The sequence below is a fragment of the Pseudomonas sp. PDM22 genome, from assembly GCF_014851965.1.
GTDB lineage: Bacteria > Pseudomonadota > Gammaproteobacteria > Pseudomonadales > Pseudomonadaceae > Pseudomonas.
Window position 1 is genome coordinate 261,695 of record NZ_JACVAR010000007.1, and the last position, 21,010, is coordinate 282,704.

Annotated in this window: 21 protein-coding genes; 4 read left to right on the forward strand and 17 right to left on the reverse strand. The window is 63.2% G+C overall.

Annotation, left to right across the window (positions count from 1 at the left end):
* Positions 1-22: 22 nt before the first annotated feature.
* Positions 23-1,759, reverse strand: a complete 1,737-nt coding sequence (locus IB255_RS24610; protein WP_192210972.1) for a response regulator — start codon at positions 1,757-1,759, stop codon at positions 23-25.
* 149 nt (positions 1,760-1,908) lie between these two features.
* Here IB255_RS24610 and IB255_RS24615 point away from each other — a divergent pair, with 149 nt between their 5' ends.
* From IB255_RS24615 to IB255_RS24625, 3 genes are read left to right on the forward strand one after another with little or no spacing between them, the layout of a single operon-like run.
* A complete protein-coding gene (locus IB255_RS24615) occupies positions 1,909-4,833 on the forward strand; it encodes an autotransporter outer membrane beta-barrel domain-containing protein (RefSeq protein WP_192210973.1) in 2,925 nt (974 codons plus the stop codon).
* 48 nt (positions 4,834-4,881) lie between these two features.
* Entirely contained in the window at positions 4,882-6,438 is a 1,557-nt protein-coding gene (locus IB255_RS24620) for an EAL domain-containing protein (protein ID WP_192210974.1), read from the forward strand.
* 30 nt (positions 6,439-6,468) lie between these two features.
* On the forward strand, positions 6,469-6,873 hold the full coding sequence (locus IB255_RS24625) for a g-type lysozyme inhibitor (RefSeq protein ID WP_192210975.1): 405 nt from the start codon (positions 6,469-6,471) through the stop codon (positions 6,871-6,873).
* Between the two features lie 621 nt (positions 6,874-7,494).
* On the opposite strand, the gene IB255_RS24630 is transcribed toward IB255_RS24625, so the two are convergent.
* From IB255_RS24630 to IB255_RS24670, 9 genes are all read right to left on the reverse strand, one after another.
* Positions 7,495-8,013 carry a hypothetical protein gene (locus IB255_RS24630; protein WP_192210976.1) on the reverse strand — a complete coding sequence of 173 codons (519 nt, stop codon included), beginning with the start codon at positions 8,011-8,013 and terminating at the stop codon, positions 7,495-7,497.
* Between the two features lie 175 nt (positions 8,014-8,188).
* Complete coding sequence (locus tag IB255_RS24635; RefSeq protein ID WP_192210977.1) at positions 8,189-8,650, reverse strand: hypothetical protein; 462 nt, start codon at positions 8,648-8,650, stop codon at positions 8,189-8,191.
* Positions 8,647-9,222 carry a type VI secretion system amidase effector protein Tae4 gene (locus IB255_RS24640; protein WP_192210978.1) on the reverse strand — a complete coding sequence of 192 codons (576 nt, stop codon included), beginning with the start codon at positions 9,220-9,222 and terminating at the stop codon, positions 8,647-8,649. The genes IB255_RS24635 and IB255_RS24640 overlap by 4 nt, the downstream gene beginning before the upstream one ends.
* Before the next feature lie 82 nt (positions 9,223-9,304).
* Entirely contained in the window at positions 9,305-9,937 is a 633-nt protein-coding gene (locus IB255_RS24645) for a PAAR domain-containing protein (protein WP_192210979.1), read from the reverse strand.
* Entirely contained in the window at positions 9,934-10,431 is a 498-nt protein-coding gene (locus IB255_RS24650) for a hypothetical protein (RefSeq protein ID WP_081520402.1), read from the reverse strand. The genes IB255_RS24645 and IB255_RS24650 overlap by 4 nt, the downstream gene beginning before the upstream one ends.
* Before the next feature lie 155 nt (positions 10,432-10,586).
* Positions 10,587-11,000, reverse strand: coding sequence for a hypothetical protein (locus IB255_RS24655; RefSeq protein ID WP_081520401.1), 414 nt, complete (start codon positions 10,998-11,000; stop codon positions 10,587-10,589).
* A 116-nt stretch (positions 11,001-11,116) separates the two neighbouring features.
* Complete coding sequence (locus IB255_RS24660; protein ID WP_081520400.1) at positions 11,117-11,497, reverse strand: hypothetical protein; 381 nt, start codon at positions 11,495-11,497, stop codon at positions 11,117-11,119.
* A gap of 188 nt (positions 11,498-11,685) precedes the next feature.
* On the reverse strand, positions 11,686-12,432 hold the full coding sequence (locus IB255_RS24665) for an AraC family transcriptional regulator (RefSeq protein WP_081520399.1): 747 nt from the start codon (positions 12,430-12,432) through the stop codon (positions 11,686-11,688).
* Positions 12,433-12,616: 184 nt separating this feature from the next.
* Positions 12,617-13,582, reverse strand: coding sequence for an AraC family transcriptional regulator (locus IB255_RS24670; protein WP_192210980.1), 966 nt, complete (start codon positions 13,580-13,582; stop codon positions 12,617-12,619).
* A 92-nt stretch (positions 13,583-13,674) separates the two neighbouring features.
* Here IB255_RS24670 and IB255_RS24675 point away from each other — a divergent pair, with 92 nt between their 5' ends.
* Positions 13,675-14,508 (forward strand): oxidoreductase, encoded by an 834-nt coding sequence (locus tag IB255_RS24675; protein ID WP_192210981.1) that lies wholly within the window; start codon positions 13,675-13,677, stop codon positions 14,506-14,508.
* A gap of 8 nt (positions 14,509-14,516) precedes the next feature.
* Here the strand turns inward: IB255_RS24675 and map are convergent, their stop codons facing one another.
* From map to IB255_RS24710, 7 genes are all read right to left on the reverse strand, one after another.
* Positions 14,517-15,287, reverse strand: coding sequence for a type I methionyl aminopeptidase (gene map / locus IB255_RS24680; RefSeq protein WP_192210982.1), 771 nt, complete (start codon positions 15,285-15,287; stop codon positions 14,517-14,519).
* Positions 15,284-15,493, reverse strand: coding sequence for a ParD-like family protein (locus IB255_RS24685; protein WP_081520395.1), 210 nt, complete (start codon positions 15,491-15,493; stop codon positions 15,284-15,286). The genes map and IB255_RS24685 overlap by 4 nt, the downstream gene beginning before the upstream one ends.
* Positions 15,494-15,589: 96 nt before the next feature.
* Complete coding sequence (locus IB255_RS24690) at positions 15,590-16,864, reverse strand: CaiB/BaiF CoA transferase family protein (protein WP_192210983.1); 1,275 nt, start codon at positions 16,862-16,864, stop codon at positions 15,590-15,592.
* A 26-nt stretch (positions 16,865-16,890) separates the two neighbouring features.
* Positions 16,891-18,213, reverse strand: a complete 1,323-nt coding sequence (locus IB255_RS24695; protein WP_151187189.1) for an MFS transporter — start codon at positions 18,211-18,213, stop codon at positions 16,891-16,893.
* Between the two features lie 67 nt (positions 18,214-18,280).
* Positions 18,281-19,279: an acyl-CoA dehydrogenase gene (locus IB255_RS24700; protein ID WP_192210984.1), complete on the reverse strand. Its 999-nt coding sequence runs from the start codon at positions 19,277-19,279 to the stop codon at positions 18,281-18,283.
* Between the two features lie 8 nt (positions 19,280-19,287).
* Complete coding sequence (locus IB255_RS24705) at positions 19,288-20,436, reverse strand: acyl-CoA dehydrogenase family protein (protein ID WP_412548134.1); 1,149 nt, start codon at positions 20,434-20,436, stop codon at positions 19,288-19,290.
* Complete coding sequence (locus IB255_RS24710) at positions 20,433-20,906, reverse strand: MaoC family dehydratase (protein ID WP_081520390.1); 474 nt, start codon at positions 20,904-20,906, stop codon at positions 20,433-20,435. The genes IB255_RS24705 and IB255_RS24710 overlap by 4 nt, the downstream gene beginning before the upstream one ends.
* Between the last annotated feature and the right edge of the window lie 104 nt (positions 20,907-21,010).

Consider the following 21,010-nt stretch of genomic DNA (forward strand, 5'->3'; position numbering starts at 1 on the left):
ATGAGCGGCGCCGCTGTGGCGCTCAGCGTGCGCTGGCCTGTTGCAGCAGCAGGTGCACGGTGGCGCAGCAGCCTTGGCCTGGCAGATGGGAAACCTGCAGCTCGCCGCCGAGGCTGTTGATCAGGTGCTGGGCGATATTCAGGCTCAGGCTGTTGCGGGCCGGGTTGCGCGCGGGGTAGTCGCGGGTCAGTTCGGAAAGGGAATAGGCGCGCAGTTCACGGCGCTTGCTGCCCGGAAGGCCTTCGAGGGTGATGCGCACACCCATTTGCTGCTGCTTCGGGCTGGCGGCGATGCGCAACCGGACGCTGCCGTCGTCGGTCAGGTCGATCACGTACAACCCCAGATGGCGCAGGGCCTCGCGCAGGGACTTGGCATCGACCAGCAGGGCTTTGCGCGAGCGACTGTCGGCCTCCAGTTTCAGCGGCAGCTGTTTCTGGTCGGCCGGTGCGTGCAGGACGTCGAGGACCTCGGAGGCGAGCTCGTCCAGCCGCGTCGGCATCAGGGGAACGTCGTCCTGGGCGATGAGCGCCCGCTTGAGCGAGGCGCCGTGGACCTTCAGTTCCTCGAGTATCGCCAGGGCCTGGTCGAGATCCGTGGCGTTGGGCTGCGCAAGGGAGCCGGCAAGCGCCTCGATACGTTCGTTGAGATGGGTCGTCGCGCTGGTGAACAGGTCGGTCAGCTGCTGGTGTGCCAGTTCGCTGGCTTCGGCACGGCTGCGCAGGTCGTTGAGTTGGTCGTAGCGTTCGGTGATGTCGGTGCTGCAGCAGATCATCCCGAGCAGGTTGCCGTCGCCGTCGCGGTAAGGTGTGCCCCAGTGGTGGAGCACGCGGCGTTCGCCGTGGACCGAGAGTTCGATGTCCTTGCTGAAGGGCTGCTCCTCGGCGAGTGCGCGCTGCAGGAAGCGCAGCATGTTGCGGGCATCGGTCGGTTGATACCAGTCCACCTCGGTGGTGCGGGTGCCGAGCACGTCGTCCAGTTCCGCCTGGTACAGCTCCAGGTGCGCCGGGTTGGCGTACACCAGGCGCGCCTCGGTATCGCGGACATAGAAGGCTGCCGGCAGGCTTTCCACCATGGAGCGCCACAGGGGGGCCTCACCACCGTCGGCGCCCGTGTCATGGGTATGGCTTGCCGGTGCCGCGAGATGGTTGCGCCGGGCGAAGTCGATCAGCTCGAGCATGCTGGACAGGTTGAGCTTGCTGCGCATGCGTGCGCGATAGGTGCTGACGGACTTTTCGCTGATGGTCAGCTCGTGGGCGATTTCCTGGTTGCTGTAGCCGCTGGCCAGCAGGCTGAGCACGCTGAGTTCGCGGTTGGACAGCGAAGCGACGCGCTCGGCGTCATTCTCGTGCAGGCTGGCGCGGTGCACGCTGCCGAGCATTTCGGCTGGGAAATAGCTGTGCCCGCGCAGGACCACCGCCAGTGCTTCCTTGAGCCGGTCGATGTCCTGGTGCTTGCTGACGAAGCCCGAGGCGCCGACCTGCAGGAAACGGCCGACGTAGTGCTCCGAATCCTGCGTGCTGTAGCCCAGGATCGGCAGCGTTAGGCCTCGGCTGCGCAGGCGTGAGATGACGTCAAGGCCAGTGAGCTGCGACAGGTCGATGTCGATGATCAGCAGGTCCGGCGCGAGGCGGGTGGTCAGGCTCAGCGCCTCGAGGCCATTGCAGGCCTCGCCGACCACCGTGTGGCGCTCCGCCTGCAGCAGCATGCGCACCGCGTAGCGGGTCATCGGGTGTTCGTCCGCGATCAGTATCCGCGCCATCTGTTCCCCCTGGGTTGCCCTTCACTCTAGGGCATGGTGATCGCACTCGTGTAATCATTTTCCTACAAATCGTGACTGGTTTTCGCATCCTCACTTTGAGCGGGCACGCCAAGAATGGCCTCAACCGCTTCCCCTCAAGGTGACTCGCCATGGAACCCCTCACACGCAGTCCCAACCTTTCCCACACACCGCTTGCACTGCTCATTGCCATGCTCATCGCCTCTCCGGCGCTGGCTGTGGACTTCAACTCCCCGCAGCTCTTCACCGCCACCAGCGCGCTACCCCACGCGCTGGTGCAGTCGCGCGTCGATATCCCCGGCAACGGCCCAGCCGTCAACGTGCAGGGCACTGACTTTTCCCTGCGTGATGTGCTGCTGCGCAACGCCGGCAGCGGCGGCGCGCTGCAAGCTCTCGGCGGCGCGGTTCTGGACGCGACGGCGCTCGATGCGCAGACGCTGGGTGGCCGTAGCCCGTCCATCCGCGTCGACAGCAGCTCCCTGCGGCTGAGCGATTCGAGCCTGGTGACGCGCGGCATCCTCAGCTACGGCATACAGGTGTCGGGGGCCTCGGCCCTGCAGGTGGAGCACTCGCGCATCGAAACCTTCGAGACCAGCAGTACCGGCATCCTCGTGGAAAGTGACGTGCTTCCCGGAATTGTCAGCCACTCGCAGATCCACACGCACAAGGCCGAGAGCGCAGGCGTCGGCCTGAGCGCCAGCGGCCCGCTGGAGCTGGTCGACACGCGGATTCTCACCGAGGGCAGTTCCAGCTACGGCGTTTCCGCGAACAACGGCAGCCAGGTGCTGCTGGGCCAGCGCAGTACGGTGAATACGCAGGGAGACTATGCCGCTGCGCTGAGCGCCCGGGACGGCTCGGCCATCGCCATGAGCGACGGCTCGGTGTTCACCCAGGGGCGCCAGTCCGCCGCCGCCTTGGCCGGCCGGTCCAGCCAGATCGAGCTGCAAAATACCCAGTTGCTGAGCGCAGGCGCCCAGTCCTCCGCGCTGGAAATCAGCGGCGACAGCCGCATCGGCCTGTGGGACAGCCAGGCCGCCAACGTCGATGGCAGCACCGTGCTGTTCTCCGGAGGGCAGGGTATCGGCCAGCTGGAACTGACCGACTCGGCGCTCACCGGCCAGCAGGACCTGATCGAAACCGCCAGCGGCAGCCAGGGCCATGTTGATGCCCGGGGCGCGCAGCTGCATGTCGTCGCCGGCAGTGCCTTCCTGGTTCGTCCGGGCAGCGTGCTGAACGCCGCTCTGGACAGCTCGACAGTCGAAACCCCGACCCTTGCCAGCGTCGAGGACAACGGCCAGTTCGACCTGCTCGCGAACGGCAGCACCCTGCATGGCAACACTCAGTTGCTGGCTCCGTCCCGTGGTCGGCTGGACATGGACCTGGGCACCAGCACCTGGGAGTTTGCCGGTAACGCCTCCCTGGGCAATCTCAAGCTGCGCGATTCCGCGGTGTTCTTCAGCGGCCCCGGCTACCAGGTGCTGACGGTGAATGGCGACCTCAGCGGCAATGGCCGCTTCCAGATGAAAACCGATCTTTCCACCTCCCGGGGTGACCTGCTGCAGGTGCTGGGCCAGGCCCAGGGCAGCCACGAGATACTGGTGGCCGACAGCGGCCGGGACGCCCAGGGCGCCCCGCTGAAACTGGTCGGCACCGGTGGCGGCACCGGGCAGTTCAGCCTGCTCGGCGGTCATGTGGACGCCGGGGCGTTCCGCTACGGACTTCAGCAGCAAGGCAACGACTGGTACCTGGTGCAGACCGGGCAGGTGGCGCCGATGACTGCGCTCACTCCGTCGCTGCGCCCGCAGTTGGTCCCGCAGCCCAATGGCAGCAGCATCCCGATGACGGCGCTCAACCCCTCGATACCACCGCAGAAGGTGCCCCAGCCCAACGGCAGCAGCGTGCCCATGACTTCGTTGAATCCGTCGCTGCGCCCGCAACTCGTGCCGCAGCCCAATGGCTCGAGTATTCCCATGACGGCGCTGAACCCCTCGATGCGCCCTCAGATGGTGCCCCAGCCCAAGGTCGATACGCTGCCGAGGACGGCACTGATGCCGGCGAATCAACCCGCCGTCGCCACGGGTACCCCGTCCATTGCAATGAGCACACTGACCCCGGCATCGCGCCCGGCCAGCCAGGCCCAGCGCCTGTCCAAGGGCGCCAACGCCGCATTGGGCATGCAGAGCGCCGCCGCCAACCTCTGGCAGAGCGAACTGGGCACCCTGACTCGCCGCCTCGGCGAACTGCGCCAGGGGCACGACCAGGGCGGCCTGTGGACCCGCGCCATGGGCGGCAAGCTGAACGTCGATAGCGGCGACAGCCGTGCTTTCGAGCAGAGCCTGAGCGGGGCCGAGATCGGCGCCGACCGCGCCTTCGAACAGGCTGACGGCACCCTCTACGTCGGCGGCATGCTCGGGGCTGGCCATGCCGACCAGGACTTCGGCGAGCACAGCTCCGGCGACCTCGACAGCCGCAGCGTCGGCCTCTACGCCACCTACGTGCGCGAAGACGGCTGGTACCTGGACTCGGTACTCAAGTACGACCACCTGCGCGGCGAAGTGAAGGTGCCGACCAACACCGGTGGCCAGGTCCGCGGCCACTACGACTCCGACGCCTACGGCGCCAGCGTTGAGCTGGGTCGTACCGTGCAACTGGGCCAGGGCTGGTTCGTCGAGCCGCAGGTACAGCTTTCTGGCGCCCACCTGCAAGGGCCGCAGTACACCAGCAGCGACGAACTGGAAGTGGATGGCGACGCCGTGGACTCCGTCCAGGCTCGGGCCGGCGGGCGCGCCGGGCGCAACTGGCAACTGGACTCCGGCGCACAGGTGCAGGGCTACCTCAGCGCCTCGTGGATCGACGAACTGGCCGGCGACAGCACGGTCAAGGTCAACGGCCACGCGCTGGAAAACCAGCTGCCGGGTTCGCGCGCCGAACTGGGCGTCGGCGGTTCGCTGCTGGTCAGCGCCCACCAGAAGCTGATGCTCGAAGCCCACTACGCCAATGGCCACGAAATCGAGCAACCGCTGTCGCTGACCCTCGGCTACCGCTACCTCTGGTAGTCGACCATCCCGCTCGGGCACACGCCGTGTGCCCTCTGGAGACCCATCATGAGTCGCGCTCGCATCGTCAGGACCGGCACCCTCGCCAGCCTGCTGGGTGTCGCTCTGGTACTGACCGGCACCGGCTACCTGGCCTGGCATCTGGTCGTGCAACACACCGCGGAACGCCTGGAAACGCTGGCCCGGCTCGCCTCGCAACGGGCGGACAGTACCTTCGCCCAGGCGGCCGCGACGCTTCGCGAACTGAACCGCTCACCGCTGCCGCCCTGCTCGGCGGAGGGCATCGAACAGATGCGTCTGCTGGCCATCGACACGCTGGCGGTGAAGGCGGTCGGCTACGTCGAGGAAGAGGTGTTCGTCTGCAGTTCCTGGGGCCTGGTCGGTCGTCCGGCAGAGCGTTGGCCGGAAGACTTCCGCACTCGCGAAGGCATGGGCGTGTCGATCAACGTGCAGCCGTTCATGGCGCCAGCCAAACCCATGCTGGCCTTGCGCGATGCGGCGTTCAACCTGCTGATCGACCCCGAGCACTTCCTCGAAACCTCCCTCGCGCCCGGCGTCAGCCTGGCCCTGGGCACACCGGCAGGACACTGGCTGGGCACGCCGGCCGCCGGCTTTGCCCAGGTCCTCACGCGCATCCATAGCGAGCCGCACTCTGCGCTGCGGGGTGGTTACCTCTTTACGCGGGTCAACCATGGCAACTGGCAGACGGTGGCTGCGGTCAGTCGCGAGGCCCTGGTCCGCGACCTGTGGCGTGAGCTGCTCATGCTCACGCCGCTGGCCCTGCTGCTTTCCGGCCTGTGGTGCTGGGTGGTTGCACGTCGCGTGCGTGCCTATCTGTCGCCACTGGCAGTGTTGACACGGGCCGTGGCGAACAATGAGTTCACTGCCTTCTACCAGCCCATCCTCGACCTGCGCGATGGCCGCTGCATCGGCGCCGAAGCGCTCGTGCGCTGGCGTCGCAAGGACGGCTCGGTGACCCTGCCTGAGAGCTTCCTGCCCCTGGCCGAATCCAGTGGCCTGATCGAGTCGATCACCGCGCAGGTGATCTCGACGGTCTGCCGCGACCTGGGCGCCAGCCTCGCTTCGGGGCAGTTGCAGCATGTCTCGATCAACCTCTCGGCACTCGACGTGGCAAGCGGGAACTTCCTGCCGCACCTGGTCGAAGCACGGCAGCAGGCGGGCATCGATCCCGGCAGCATCTGGCTGGAAGTGACCGAAAGCTGCCTGTTGAGTATCGACGCCGCGCACCGGACACTGGCGCAAAGCCGCGAGGCGGGCCACCCGATCGCCCTGGATGATTTCGGCACCGGTTACTCCAGCCTGCAGTACCTGCGGCGCCTGCCACTGGACCTGCTGAAGATCGACCGCTCCTTCGTACAGTCGCTGTCGGCCGGCGCGCCTTGCCCGGTGACCGACCACACCATCGCCATGGCTCGCCAGCTGGCGCTGCGGATGGTGGCCGAAGGCGTCGAGACCGACGAGCAGCTGCAGTACCTGCGTCAGCGCGGCGTGCAGTACGGCCAGGGCTGGCTGTTCGGCAAGGCGATGCCGCTCAACGAATTCCTCGCTTACCTCGCCGGCCAGACCTGGCTGGCGGCCTCATGATTTCCAACCACTGACCACAGGATGATCACCATGAAAACCTCCCTGCTGCTGTTCTGCCTGCTCAGTGCCACCCCGGCACTCGCGCTGGCCGCCGATACCGTCACCACGGTCCCGGTGCACTTCACCAAGGGCGCGAGCAGCACCACCGTCAAAGGCAGCTTCAAGGGCTATGACACGGTCGTCTACACCCTGTCGGCCAAGGCCGGGCAGCACATGAAAGTCGCTGTCAGCGGCAGCAACAACGCCAACTTCAACCTCTACGCACCGGGCAACGAGCCGGGTGAATCCACCGCTCTGGGCAGCGGCGCCGTGGGCCAGGACTGGAGCGGCGCGCTGCCGGCCTCGGGCACCTACAGCGTGCAGGTCTACCAGATGCGCGCCACCGCCCGCCGCGGGACCAAGGTGGACTACAGCATCCGCTTTGGTATCGAGTGAGGCTGCGACCACAGTTGTTGATCGCAGACGCTGCGCTTGTTGTGGCACTAGTATGAGAAGCATGGGGGCTTCGCTAAATTCCGACTCAATGCGAAGAGCCCCATTGCTTATACGTAGAATCACTATTCATGCTGATATAAGTGCTCAAGAATTTAGTCGCCACTCATCCTCAATGGATTTTTATCTTCTCCCCAGAGCATATTTCGAAGGTGGCTCTACTTGCTCTTGAGGAATTCTTTCACGAACCTATCCAGGTTGTTCGATTGGTAAAAATCCATGCACTTTACGAAAACTGTATTGTAGGGGCGCGGCCCTTCCTTCATTGCCATGGATGTATCATTGACATTAAAGTTTTCCGTGTTTTTCTTGACAAAATTTCGGAAGGCAGCAGGGCGGCGGCCGGTCCCGTCTCGATCAAATGTAACCTTTTCGACATAGTAGGAGACATCGTATTGGTACGCAGGGTTATCGCCGGATATGGCTCTATAGTTGTTTAATATGCACTGCTGTAGCGCCAATTGTTTTACTCGCTCCGGCGAGAGGGTTGCTTGCTTTGCGAGGAGAGGGCTGGAGAGCAAAGGAATGCAGATAAATAGAGCTGCCTGTATTGGTCGGATCATTTCATTCTTCCAGTTTTTTAATGAATTCGATTAGTTCGCGAGATTTGTAGAAATGCATGCAGCGCGCAAATATGGCGTTGTAGGGTGGGCTTTTTTCCATTTGTATAGGGAGGTTTTCCGTGTAGAAGTGCCCGGTCTTTTTCGCTATAAAATTTGTGAGCACCAAGCTTTTTTCGGTATCCAAGGTGCTTTCTATTTCTGAGTAGTCTCTTAAGTCTTCTGTCTTATAGACTCCGATCTTTTCGTAATTTATATTTAGGCAGTAACGAAGCGCGGCCTCGCGCTGAGTAATTAAATAGCTTCCACCTAAGGGTTTTTCTGCAGGAATCGCTTCTCTGAGTGTTCTTAATATAATTTTTTCCTGTGGCGTTGAGGCTGGTGAATTTTCGGCTTGAACAGGAATAGGAGCTAGTTGTAGAGCTGTTGCTGCAATTGCGGCCAACGATCGCTGTTTCATTTCAATCCCCCGGGAAATAGGTTTGTACAGCCCGCTTTGGGAGCGCTGGGGAATAGTTGGCATACAAGGTTTTCTACTCTAGTAGCCATAGGTTGCTGGGCTGTCGCGACTCGCATATGCGGTGCTCTGAGCTTCTCGTAGAATGAGCTATTGATGAGTTCATGGGGCCATTCAAGCGACTGCCACCCTGTTAGGCAGGTTGTAATTCATTGCGACGGGAGATTGGGCTGCAAATAATTTAATTTTCGCGCTCCAGATTTTGAATGAACTCGCTTAGCCCTTGAGATTTATAGAAATGTATGCAGCGACCAAATATTGCGTTATAGGGTGGCGGGTGCGACTCTGATTTTATTGGGAGATTTTCAGTGTGAAAGAAGCTCGTGTGAGATTTTGTAAAGTCTATGAGTTTCAATACCTTAGCCGGTGGCATATTTTTACTTAAGCTAGTGTGATCCATCAACTCCTCGGTCTTGTAGGAGTCGAGCTTCTCGTAGTTTGTGTCAAGACAGGTTTTTAATGCGAATTCTTTCGGGGAAATTGTATAGTCCCCCTCGAGCCTCCTTATCGGTGGATATGGGTCTTTTAGCTCGACGCTCGAACTGCTTGAATGTTCCGGTAGGGTTGTCTCCATAGCTTGTGAGGTTGATGGATATATTGCCGCCAATGTTAGTGTGTAGATATATTTTTTTGCGGCCTTCATTTTAACTCCCAAAAAGTAACCTTTACTGTTTGTACTGCGACTTGTTCTTTTTCATTGAATTGTGCGAACCAGAAGTAATAGGCAGTGGTAGTGTCGTCATTGTGATAACCATCGCCCACATAAACTAAATCACTTCCATTCCATAGCGTAAAATGTCCAGTTGCGCCATCCCAGCCTTTAACATCAAAGACAATAATTCCATGCCTTCCTTGAATTTTTCTTATTATATTTTCGCGTGCTTCTTCGGCTCTTTTTGGCATTTCAGATCTATGTGTTATGGGGCTCAGTTCGTACTCCACGTCTCCATCACGAAACCGATCTCTGAGATATTTTTTTAAGTCTCTGACTCTTATCCAGTAGTAGCGACCATCGTCTCCTTTGAGCGTGCCTCCTTTGGGGGAGGTTTCTGATGGTAATTTTATTCCGCTTCGGTTCAATGCGTATGACATTCTGATTGCGCAAGTATTCTCCCAGGCCTTATCATTCTCTTGATAGAGCCGGACAAGTTGCGCGGAAATCATTGGGTATAAGGTTTCCCGAGAAACATCCTCCCCCATGTAGTTCTTGCTCATATCTTTCCAGGATGGTCTATTTGGTTTTATGCCAGCTGAGACGTCGCCGCTTCTTGCAATAATGGATGTCATAATTACTCCCTTATTTGAGGTTCAACGTTCCGTTCTTGAATAGATTCCTGAAAATCACAGCGCCCTGAGCATTCGTGGTTCCCGTTAGGTTCAATTGCCTTGCGCCATTAATCAGCGTGTCTCCGTCGGCGTATTCGATGGTTACACTGATAGATTCACCCGGCTGGTAGTTCTGGGTTTCGGCGTGGAGGTTCAGATCGACGTAGTGACGGGATGGGCCGTTTAGGCGAATGAAGCTGTCGCCGTACGACCAAAAGAGTTGAGTGACCTTTTTTTCGGGTTTTTGATTCGCTCGTTCAGTACCAGCCAACGCTGGTCGCGTTACGCTGCCAGATGTGCTGGTGGACAACAGCCCCAATGGCGCAATGATCCGATTGCTTCCATCCGGACAGTCGCAACTGACGATGCATCGGTCCACGGCAATCGGGATTCCCTCCCAGCTGTAACCTTCAGCGCCTTCGACAATGACGCCGGGTTTCCCGCATTTGGGGCAGTCCGTGGTTTTATCGCCGCGCAGCACGAATCCTCGTCCGTCACAGCTTCCCCAGGGGGTGATGTAGCTGATGAGCAAGGCGCCGGTGGTGGTCCTGTCACCGGCAAGCGCCTGGCCTTTGCCGTCGATATCGGGGCGATACAGCGTCATGCTTCATCCTCCAGGGCGGGGAGGAAGTCGCTAGCCACCGGTGTGTCTCTTCGTATGCAGATACTGCCTGTGTGCTGCCGGGTATTGATGATTTCATCGCCGTTATCCAGCCGGCTGCCAACCAGGGCCAGGTTGCCATTGGCTTTGCCGGCGCCGGTCTTGATGTAGGCAAGCGAGCCATCGGGGTATTGGATTGGGTCGCCGGTTCGGGCAACGGTCAGCTTTTCACCAGACTCGATAAGGATGACGAGGGGGGAAGTGCCTTTCTGGATGACGCCGCCACGCTTGGTCTGGCTGCCTTCGGTTGCGAATAGCCGAATGCCTATTGCCGGGTTCGCGAGTTGCGCTGCCTGGTTTTGCCGAATAATTGCCGCTGCTTCGGGGGCAAAGGTTTGTATTTGCTCTTCGGTGAAATAGGGCGTGTTCAGTTTGTGCAGGCGTTCTGGTGTTATGTCGTTGGTATAGAAGGGCGTGGAGGGTTGATTGGTGGTCATGCTCTTTGCTCCAGAAAGTAGAAGTGCAGCTGATTTGTTCAGCGGCTAACCGGACTCTACTCAGGAGCTGATTGGCAAGTATGTAGGAATAGGCTCTGTGGCGCGGCGCTTATTCAGCGTGGGGCGAGGAAAGTGTGGGGGAGCTGTCCGATTATTTACTCTTTATCTAATTCCTTGAGTCCGGCGAGAACAATATAAAGCTCATCCACGCTCATGACTTGTTGTCGAGGATTACTGGCGGAAAACATCCAGCACATTACGCGGCTTTCAGTTACTGGGTAGCCTTGGGTGTGAGCGGCCGCGACCAAGTCCTGGGTTCTCTTTTTGCTAGTGACGAGCTTGAGTATTTCGTTGGGCGTTATATAGGGACCGATTTCCGTAATGTCGGCTCGACCATCGCACAGTGCGCTGTGTAATACCTCATCTCCTTTGCTGATGCTGGCCAGAGGGCGCTGTGCTCGAAGGTCACCACGCCGTAGCAGGCGACGATAAGTCTCCCACGCGGCGGCTTCGTTTGATGTGGCCGTGATGAGTTCATTGTTCAGCGTTACGCGGTACTGGTCGGGCATTGCTGTGCCTCTAGGGCAGGCTGTGATGCCGCTCTCTGTTAGAGCGGCTCGATAACGGTCGGTGCCATGGTAGCGGCTATCGGATGCAGCGCAACAGCCGCGCCAAGGCATCCCGCTTAGGTTCCAGAAGAGTGAGCGCTACCCTTGTTTAGGCGATCCCAAGCGGAGTGGACGTGCATACGCAGCAGGTGGGCCAGCGTCCATTCCGCAGCCTTCGTCCCGGCCGGGCCACCTATCCCTGCACGGATATCGAGTTGAGTCACGCCGGATTCCAGCTTCGCCAGCTCCACCAGGATGTCGACTTTACCGATGAGGTTTTTGGCGTGATCGAGGTCTTCGGGGGTGGGCGGCTGGCGCGCCGCACGGATGACGAACAAGGTTGTAGCAACGCCGTCGATCAGTTGATCGATAGGATTCTCGGGTCTTCTGGCTTGGATGTATCTTTCATCGTCCGCTGCAATTTGCAGAACGGGGTTGGAGCAGGGCTTCTTTTTCATTTTGTCCTCGTAGATGGAGGAAGTTAAAGGAAAGAGCGCAACCCCGATAAAGTGCCGATTCTAAATACTCAAAACAACGCGGCTGATCGGACAGCCTGCGTGGATTGGTCCTGCAAACCTGTAAGGAAGCTCGTTCAGGTCAGAGCGTTAGTACGGAGGTTTCTATTAACCTCGATTGCCGGCAGGCCTCAGACCCTCTCAGCCCGATACTGGCTGGGCAACCGACCGAGAACCCGCTTGAAGGTCTGCGAGAAGGCGCTCGGGCTCTGGTAGCCGTGCTCCAGCGCCACTTCCAGCACCGAGGCGCCGGCGATCAGGCGTTGCAGGCTGAGGACCATGCGCACGCGGGTGCGCCAGTCGCCGAAGTTCATTCCCAGTTCGCGCTGGAACAGCCGGGCGAGGGTGCGGCTGCTCATGTTCAGTTGCTGCGCCCAGTCTTCCATGCCGGTCTCGTCCGCCGGTGCGCCAATCACCGCGTTGCATAGCCGCAGCAGGCGCGGGTCCTGCGGCATGGCGAGGTGGATGCCGACCGTTTGCGCCGCGTCCATCTCCACCAGCAGCAGTTCATGCAGGCAACGGCGGCGGTGCTCGTTGCCGGCGTCAGCCGGTACGGCACTGGCGGCCACGAGCAGTTCCCGCAGCAGTGGCGTTACCGCGATCAGCTGGCACTGCTGGCCGCCCCAGGGCCAGGTGGAAGCGGGCATGAACAGGGTGCGCATGCGCACGTTGCCGAACATGCGGATCTGGTGCTCGTTGCCCGGCGGCACCCACAGCGCATGGCCGGCCGGTACCACCCAGTTCTTCTGCGCCGCGCCGACCAGCATCACGCCGGAGATCGAGTGGATCAGCTGCGCCTGGGGATGGCAGTGGGGCAGGATTTCTTCGCCATCCTGATGGTCGTAGGCCAGCGCTTCGAGAGAGAGGGCGCAGGTCATGACGGGCTGCCTTCGGTGCGAGTGGAGGTGTCGAGCGGTTTCATGCGGAGCTCCTGGTGGAGCTTGCATTTTAAGTGAAACTTCTGGCGGATAATCGGCGTTAGAGTGCTGAAAAGTGAATTATCAAGCAATTAATGCTCGAATTATCGGCAGATGAAGCAATCGCCTGAAAGGCGGTGGATGGTCAGTGGGACGAGACAAAAGCCGAACCTTCCTGCGCCGGCGGAATCGCGAAGTTCTCCCGCATGCGCTGCGCCTCCGCCAGGGGCGTACGGCCGAACAGGCGCTTGAACTCGCGGTTGAACTGCGAGGCGCTGGCGTAGCCGACGGCCAGGCTCGCCGCCTGAGCCGTCATGCCCTGGCGTACGATCAGCAGCCGCGCCTGGTGCAGCCGCGTGCACTTGAGGTACTGCATGGGGGAGGTGCGGGTAATGACCTTGAAATGGCTGTGGAATGACGGAACGCTCATGCCGGCCTCGCTGGCCAACTGCGGCAGGTCGAGGGGTTGTGCGTAGTCCGTATGGATGCGCTGCAGGGCCCTCGCAATGTTGCCGAAGCGACCACGCATGGCCAGCGCCGCGCGCATGGCATTGCCCTGTGCGCCGGTCAGCACGCGGAAGTACAGCTCGCGCAGCAGGGCCGGCGCGAGGATGGCGGCCTCCAGCGGATCGCCCAGCGCTTCGAGGAAGCGCAGCACGGACTGTGTCAGTGCCGGGTCCATCGGGCTGGAGAATAGGCTGCGCGGGGTGGTTTCTGCGGGTGGCTGGCCCAGCTGGAGGCTGTGCTGGTCGATCTGCAGCATCAGCTCGGCGGCGAGCTGGAAGTCCAGGTGCAGGTAGATGGCCAGCAGCGGACGCTCTGGTGTGGCGTCGGTTTCCATGGTGAAGGGCACCGGCACCGCGACGGCCAGGTAGTGCTGTGCGTCGTAGACGTAGGTTTCATCGCCGAAATAGCCGCGCTTGCAGCCCTGGCAGACGATCACGATGCCGGGATCGTAGAGCACCGGAGTGCGCGCCAGCGGCCGGTTCGAGCGGAGCAGTCGCACGCTTGGCAGTGCGGTGAGGTTGTAGCCCTCCTGCGGAGCCAGTGCTGCGATCAGGGCGACCATGCGCGCCTGGTCACTGCTGGGAGCGTCGATATCGGTATTCATAGAATCAGGCAATAAAGACAGAGCTTGAGGTCTCTGAAAGGGAGGTGAGGCTGCGTATTGTGCACTCATTCCCCCTGCAATGGAGTCACCCCATGTCATCTCCCAAGACCCTGCTGATTACCGGCGCCAATAGCGGCTTCGGCCTGGCCCTGGCCCACGCGGCGCTCGCCGCCGGACATCGCGTGGTGGGTACGGTACGCACCGAGCAGGCCCGCGCCGAACTGGAAGCACTGGCGCCCGGCCAGGCCTTCGGCCGCCTGCTCGATGTGACCGACTTCGACGCCATCCCCGGCGTGGTCGAGGAAGTCGAAGCCAGCGTCGGCCCGCTGGACGTGCTGGTGAACAGCGCCGGCTACGGTCACGAAGGCATTCTCGAGGAGTCGCCACTGGAGGCGATGCGCCGGCAGTTCGAGGTGAACGTCTTCGGCGCCGTGGCGATGCTCCAGGCCGTGCTGCCCTACATGCGCCAGCGCCGGCGCGGGCACATCCTCAACATCACCTCGATGGGCGGCTACATCACGATGCCGGGCATCGCTTACTACTGCGGCAGCAAGTTCGCCCTGGAGGGGATCAGCGACGCGCTGGGCAAGGAAGTCGAGGGCTTCGGCATCGCGGTGACCGCCGTGGCGCCGGGTTCCTTCCGCACCGATTGGGCCGGGCGCTCCATGGTGCGCAGCCCGCGTTCCATCGCCGACTACGACGCGCTGTTCGACCCGGTGCGCCAGGCGCGGCAGGAAAAGAGCGGCAAGCAGCTGGGCGACCCGCAGAAAGCCGCGCAAGCGATGCTGGCGGCGATCGAAGCGCCGCTGCCTCCACGGCATCTGCTGCTGGGGAGCGACGCGCTGGGGCTGGTGCGGCAGAAACTGTCGGCGTTGCAGGAGGAGATCAGCCACTGGGAAGCGCTCAGCCGCTCCACCGACGGCTGAGCGGCGCATCAGTAGCCGGCGTTGCGCTCCTCGGGGCGCAGGGTGAGGACTTCGAAGCCCGTGGCGGTCACCGCCACGGTGTGTTCGAACTGCGCGGAGAGCTTGCCGTCGAGGGTGACCACGGTCCATTCGTCCGCCAGGGTTTTCACCCCGGAATGGCCCTGGTTGAGCATGGGCTCGATGGTGAAGGTCATGCCTTCGCGCAACACCTGCCCGGTGCGCGGGCGGCCGAAGTGCAGTACCTGCGGCGGCTCGTGCATCTCGCGGCCGATGCCGTGGCCGCAGTAGTCCTCGACCACGGTGTAGCCGTGCTGCCGGGCGTGCCGCTCGATGGCGTGGCCGACGTCGCCCAGGCGCGCGCCGGGCTTCACCGCGCGGATGCCTTTCCACATCGCCTCGTAGGTGATCTCCACCAGCCGCCGGGCAGCGGGGGAGACATTGCCGATCAGGTAGGTCTTGCTCGAATCGGCGATGAAGCCGTTTTTCTCCAGGGTGATGTCGAAGTTGACGATGTCGCCGCCCTGCAGGCGGTCCGCCTCGGACGGCACGCCATGGCAGACCACCTGGTTGCGCGAGGAGTTGAGCACGTAGGCAAAGCCGTATTGGCCTTTGCTGGCCGGCCGCGCGTGCAGTTCATCGACGATGTAGCGCTCGACCCGGTCGTTCACTTCCAGGGTGGTCATGCCTTCCAGCGCCAGCGTGTCGACGAAGCCGAAGACCTTCGCCAGCAACCGGCCGGATTCGGCCATCAGTGCCAGTTCCGCGGGAGTCTTGGTCACTTGGCGCCTCCCGCGGCGGAGTATTTGACCCCGGCTTCCTGCAGTTCGCGGGTGATGATCTCGTTGAAGCTCAGGGTCGGTTCCAGCTCGCAGAGCATGCCGATCTTGATCCAGAACGCCGCCTGGGCGTTGATCGACCGGCAGGCCACGGAGCTGGCGCGGCGCAGCTGGTCGTGCAGGTCGTCGTCCAGGTTGATGATGCCCATGATTCTCTCGCCTCTCTCTGACGCAATTCGCTATGAAGCATAACAAAACATATATGCATCATATTGATCGAGGCGAGGGAATGCAAAGCCGGCGGCTCAGCCCACCTGCGAGACGGGCTCGGCCAGTGGTTGAGCTAGGGCGATCGCGCCCTTGCCGGCCAGTTCCGCCAGTTGCTCGGTGGCCAGCCCCAGTTGCTCGGCCAGTACCTGCGCGGTGTCCTGGGCGAACATCGGCGGCGCCAGGCGGTAGGTGGGCGGCGAGGCGGAGAAGCGTGCCGGGTAGCCGAGCAGGGTGACTTCGGTGCCGTCCTGCCGGGTCAAGGTCTGCAACAGACCGCGGGCCTGTACCTGCGGATCGGCGAGGGCCTGCTGCAGGTTGTTGATCGGGCCGCCGGGCACGCCGGCCTTTTCCATGGCGGCCAGCAGGTCGGCGGCATGCCAGCCGGAGATGCTTTTTGCCAGTTCCACTTCCAGTTCGCGGCGGTGCTGGCTGCGGCCAGGGTTGCGGGTGAAGCGTGGGTCGTCGCCAAGGTCGTCACGGCCGAGGAGGCGGCACAGCGCCTGGAACTGCCCGTCGGAGCCGCAGGCGACGAGGATGTAGTCGTCGTTGCAGGCGAAGTCGCGATACGGCACCACGTTGGGGTGGGCGTTGCCCAGGCGCTGCGGCACCTGCCCGCTGACCAGATGGTTCATCGCCTGGTTGGCCATCAGCGACAGCTGGCTGTCGAGCAGCGCGCAATCGATGTGCTGGCCTTCGCCGCTGGCGTGGCGATGGTTCAGCGCAGCGAGGATCGAGATGGTCGCGTACAGGCCACAGAACAGGTCGCTCACCGGCAGGCCGACCTTCAGCGGCCCGGCGCCGGGTTCGTCGTCGCGGCGCCCGGTGATGCTCATCAGCCCGCTCATGCCCTGCACCAGGAAGTCGTAGCCGCCGCGCCCGGCATAGGGGCCTGTCTGGCCGAAGCCGGTGACCGAGCAGTAGATCAGCTTCGGGTTCAGTGCCTTGAGCGCGGCGTAATCCAGGCCATAGCGCGCCAGGGTGCCGACCTTGTAGTTCTCCACCAGTATGTCTGCCGAGGTGGCCAGCCGGCGCAGCAGCGCCGCGCCGTCGGGGTGGCCGAAGTCCACGGCGATGGCGCGCTTGTTGCGGTTGGCGCAGAAGTAGTAGGCGGCGTCCCAGGTGGGGCTGCTGTCTTCCAGGAAGGGCGGGCCCCAGGTGCGGGTGTCGTCGCGCCGGGTGGGGCGCTCGACCTTGATTACGTCCGCCCCCAGGTCACCGAGTATCTGCGTGGCCCAGGGCCCGGCAAGGACCCGCGAGAGGTCGAGGACGCGCAGGCCCGAGAGCGGGCCGTGCTGTTGAGTGTTGCTCATGCTTCTCTCCAGTTCGCTGCGGGGCTTCAGTGCAGGTCTTTGCCGCGGGTTTCGGGCATGCGCACGAAGGCCACCAGGGTGATCACCGCCATGACCGAGACGTAGACCAGGAACCACTGTTCGTGGCCACGGCTCTGCAACCAGGTCATCAGGTAGGGCGTGGTGCCGCCGAAGATCGCCACCACCAGGTTGTACGGCAGGCCGATGCCCAGGGCGCGGATATCGGTGCTGAACAGCTCCGACTTGATCGCCGGGGCGATGGCCGAATACAGCCCGTAGAGCAGCAGGCCGAACAGTTCGACGGCGAGGATCGAGGTGAACGAGGCCTCCATGGAACGCACCACCGGATAGAGCAGGACGGCGTAGCCCAGGGCGAAGACGATCAGCTGCGGGCGGCGGCCGATGCGGTCGGACAGCCAGCCGAACAGCGGCTGGGAAATCATGAACACCACCAGCGCCAGGCTGCTGGCGGCATAGGCAGTGCCCGGCTCCACGCCGAGGGTGCGGATGGCGTGGACCGGCAGGTAGCTGACGAACAGGTAGAAGGCGAAGGCCCCCAGCAGGCTGATGCCGACCAGGCGTTTCACGGCTTCCGGATGCTCTCGCCAGAGGGTGCGCAGCGGCTGCTCGATGCGCTGGCCGCGGCGCTGCTCCTGGCTCCTGCGGAAGGCCGCGGTCTCGTCGACACCATGGCGAATCCAGAAGCCGGCGAGGCTGCCCAGGCCGCCGATGAAGAACGGAATGCGCCAGCCGAAGTCGATCAGCTGTTCACGACTCAGCCACTGGCTCAGCACCCAGGCCAGGCCCGAGGCGAACAGGAGCCCGAGGGCGATGCTGGCGAAGAAGAAACCCGAGTACAGGCCACGCTGGCTGGCCGGCGCCGATTCGGCAAGGAAGGTCGCGGCGGCGCCGTACTCGCCGCCTACCGAGAGCCCCTGGACCATGCGCGCCACTACCATCAGCACGGGCGCGGCGATGCCGATGGTGGAATAGGTCGGCATCAGGCTGATCAGCAGCGAGGGCAGCGCCATCATCAGGATGGTCAGGTTGAGCGCCGCCTTGCGCCCGGCGCGGTCATTGAAGATGCCGATCAGCCAGCCGCCCAGCGGGCGCATGGCGAAGCCGATGGCGAACACCGCGAAGGAGGCGAGCAGGGCGGTGGTCTCATTGTCCGAGGGGAAGAACTGGTGGCTGAAGTAGAGCGCGAAGGCGGTGTAGACCGTCCAGTCGAACCATTCCACGGTGTTGCCGACGCTGCCGGCGATGATGGTGCGCCAGGCGATGGGCCGGGCGCTGGCAGCCGCGCTCGTTGAAGCGGCGCGATGCGGTTGGCTGAGAAGGTGGGCCATCGGTGTTCTCCATTGTCATTGTTTTGAGAAGCACGGTTTTGAGAAGCACGGTTCTGAGGGGTACGGCTCAGGCTGCGGGCAGGTGGCGACGCAGGAAGGCCAGGCTGTCGCCGCTCTCCCGCAGGGCTGCGCGGCCGATCAACGGCTGCCAGTGCGCCTCGCTGCCGAAGTCCGCACGCCAGGCATATAGGCGGCGGGTGTAGAGCTGCAGGTCGCATTCCTCGGTGACGCCGATGGCGCCGAAGACGGCATGGGCGATGGTGCAGATGCGCACCGCCGCGCCGCTGCAGCGGGCCTTGGCCACGGCGGCGGGGATGCCTTGCGGCCATGTCGACCCGCGCAGCGCCAGTTGCGCCGCCATGCGCGCGGCGAAGACTTCCTCGGCGAGCACGCTGATCTGTTGCTGGATGGCCTGGAAGCCGCCGACCGGCTTGCCGAACTGCTGGCGGGTAGTGGCGTAGTCCAGGGTCAGTTGCAGTACCCGCTCGGCGGCGCCGGCGATCAGCGCTGCGCTGAAGGCCGCGCCGAGGGCGCGCCAGTCACGATTTGGCGGCAGGCGCTGGGCGTTCTCCGGCAGGCTCGGCCAATGCAGTTCCTCGGTGCTGCTGGCGTGAACGCCATCCGCACGCCGTTGTGCGCCATCTACCGGCATTAGCCAGGCGTCTTCCGGCAGCGTCGCCAATACCCAGCGGGATTGCGCGGCAAACGGCACCGCATGGCAGCGCAGGCCCTGACCAGCGCGTTCGCCATTGGCCAGGGCGATGGGCCCTTCGGGCAGCGCGAGGCCAGCTTCGGCCAGCGCCAGGCGCGCCCACCAGGTGCTGGCCAACGGCAGCGGCAGGGCCGCGCCGCCAGCGGCGAACAGCAGGTGGCAGGCGGTTTCAGCACTGGCCGCCGCGCCGCCGAGTTCCTCGGGCAGCAGCAGGTCGGCGAAGCCGTGTTCGGCCAGCGAACGCCACAGCCCGTCGGCGGGCTCGCCCAGGTCGATGCGGCGCACGCGCTCGGCGCTGACTTCACCTTCAAGCCACTGGCCGAAGGCGTCGAGAATGAGGTTGTCGAGGCTCATGGGGATTCCTATCGCAAGCCGAGGCCGCGGGCGATCACGCCGCGGAGGATTTCGCGGGTGCCGCCGCGCAGGGAGAACACCGGGGCCATGCGTTCCAGGTAGGCCAGGGTGCGTTGCAGCAGGTGCGGGACGGCGGCGCCCTGCACCGCGCCCAGCAGGTCGCCGAGCAGGGTCGGGATGGATTGTTCGAAGCTGGTGCCCAGGTCCTTTACCAGCGCCGCTTCCACTACCGGGCTGCGGCCGTCCGCCAGTTGTGCGGCGAGGCTGACCGACAGCGCACGCAGCACCATCAGCTCGCCGAGCAGTTGGCCCAATAGACGTTCCTGGCCTGCCTGCGGGTCGGTGCGCAGCCAGTCCAGCCAGGCATCGAGCAGGGCAATACTGGAGTAGATGCGCTCCGGCCCGCTGCGCTCGAAGGCCAGCTCGGCGGTCACCTGCTTCCAGCCGTCGCCTTCCTCGCCGACCAGCGCTCCGGCGGGCAGCTGCACGTTGTCGAAGAACACTTCGCAGAAGTGCTCGGCGCCGGTCAGGTCGCGGATCGGGCGGATGCTCACGCCCGGCAGCGACAGATCGACCAGCACCTGCGACAGCCCGCGATGGCGGTCCTGGGCGCTGCCGGAGGTGCGCACCAGGGCGATCATGTAGTGGCTGTGCTGGGCGTAGGTGGTCCAGATCTTCTGCCCGTTGAGCAGCCAGCCGTAGGCATTGGCTTCGGCGCGGGTGCGCACGCTGGCCAGGTCCGAGCCGGAGTTCGGTTCGCTCATGCCGATGCAGAAGAACTGCTCGCCACGGCAGATCGCCGGCAGGTGCTGGCGCTTCTGCTGTTCGCTGCCAAAGCGCAGCAGCAGCGGGCCGCTCTGGCGGTCGGCGATCCAGTGCGCGGCTACCGGCGCGCCGGCGCAGAGCAGTTCTTCCACCACCACGAAGCGCGCCAGCGGGTCGAGGCCGGCGCCGCCATACTGGCGCGGCAGGGTCAGCCCGACCCAGCCGCGCTCGGCCAGGGCACGGCTGAAGTCAGCGTCGAAACCTTGCCAGCTGCGTGCCCGCAGGTCGGTGGGGTAATCGTGCAGGCGCTCGGCGAGGAAGCTGCGCAGCTCCTCGCGCAAGGCCTCGTGCCGCGCCGGCAGCGCGCGGAAATCGAGGGCTTCGAGCATCAGCCTTCACTCCGTTCGGGGCGGCCGGCGAGCAGGCGCTTGACCTGGTACTCCATCACCGTTTCTTCGCGCTGGTTGAGCACGAAGACGCGGGAGGTGACCACGGCGCGGTTGTTCTTCGAGGTCGGGCGGACGTCCTCGATCTCCACCACGGCTTCCAGGGTGTCACCTACGACCACCGGGCCTTTCACGCTCTTGTGCAGTTCCAGCAGGGCCAGGCCGGTGCCTTGCAGCATGGTCTGCATGAGGATGCCTTCGATCAGGCTGTAGCTCAGCGCCGCCGGCACCGGGCGGCCCTGGATGGCGCCGTTGAAGGTGCTGTCGATGAAGATGACTTCGGTCTGCCCGGTGACGCCGACGAAGCCGATCAGGTCGGCCTCGGTGACGGTCCGGCGGAAGGTGCGGAAACGCTGGCCGGCTTCGATCTGCTGCCAGTAGTAGCCTTGCCCGAGGGCGATTTCGTTGTGCGCCATGCACCACTCTCCTGTTGGGATTGTTGTCGTCGAGTGGGGTCAGGCTATGGGCAGGGCTCGTACTCATCCAATATTATTTGGAGAACGATTGATACATATGGAGT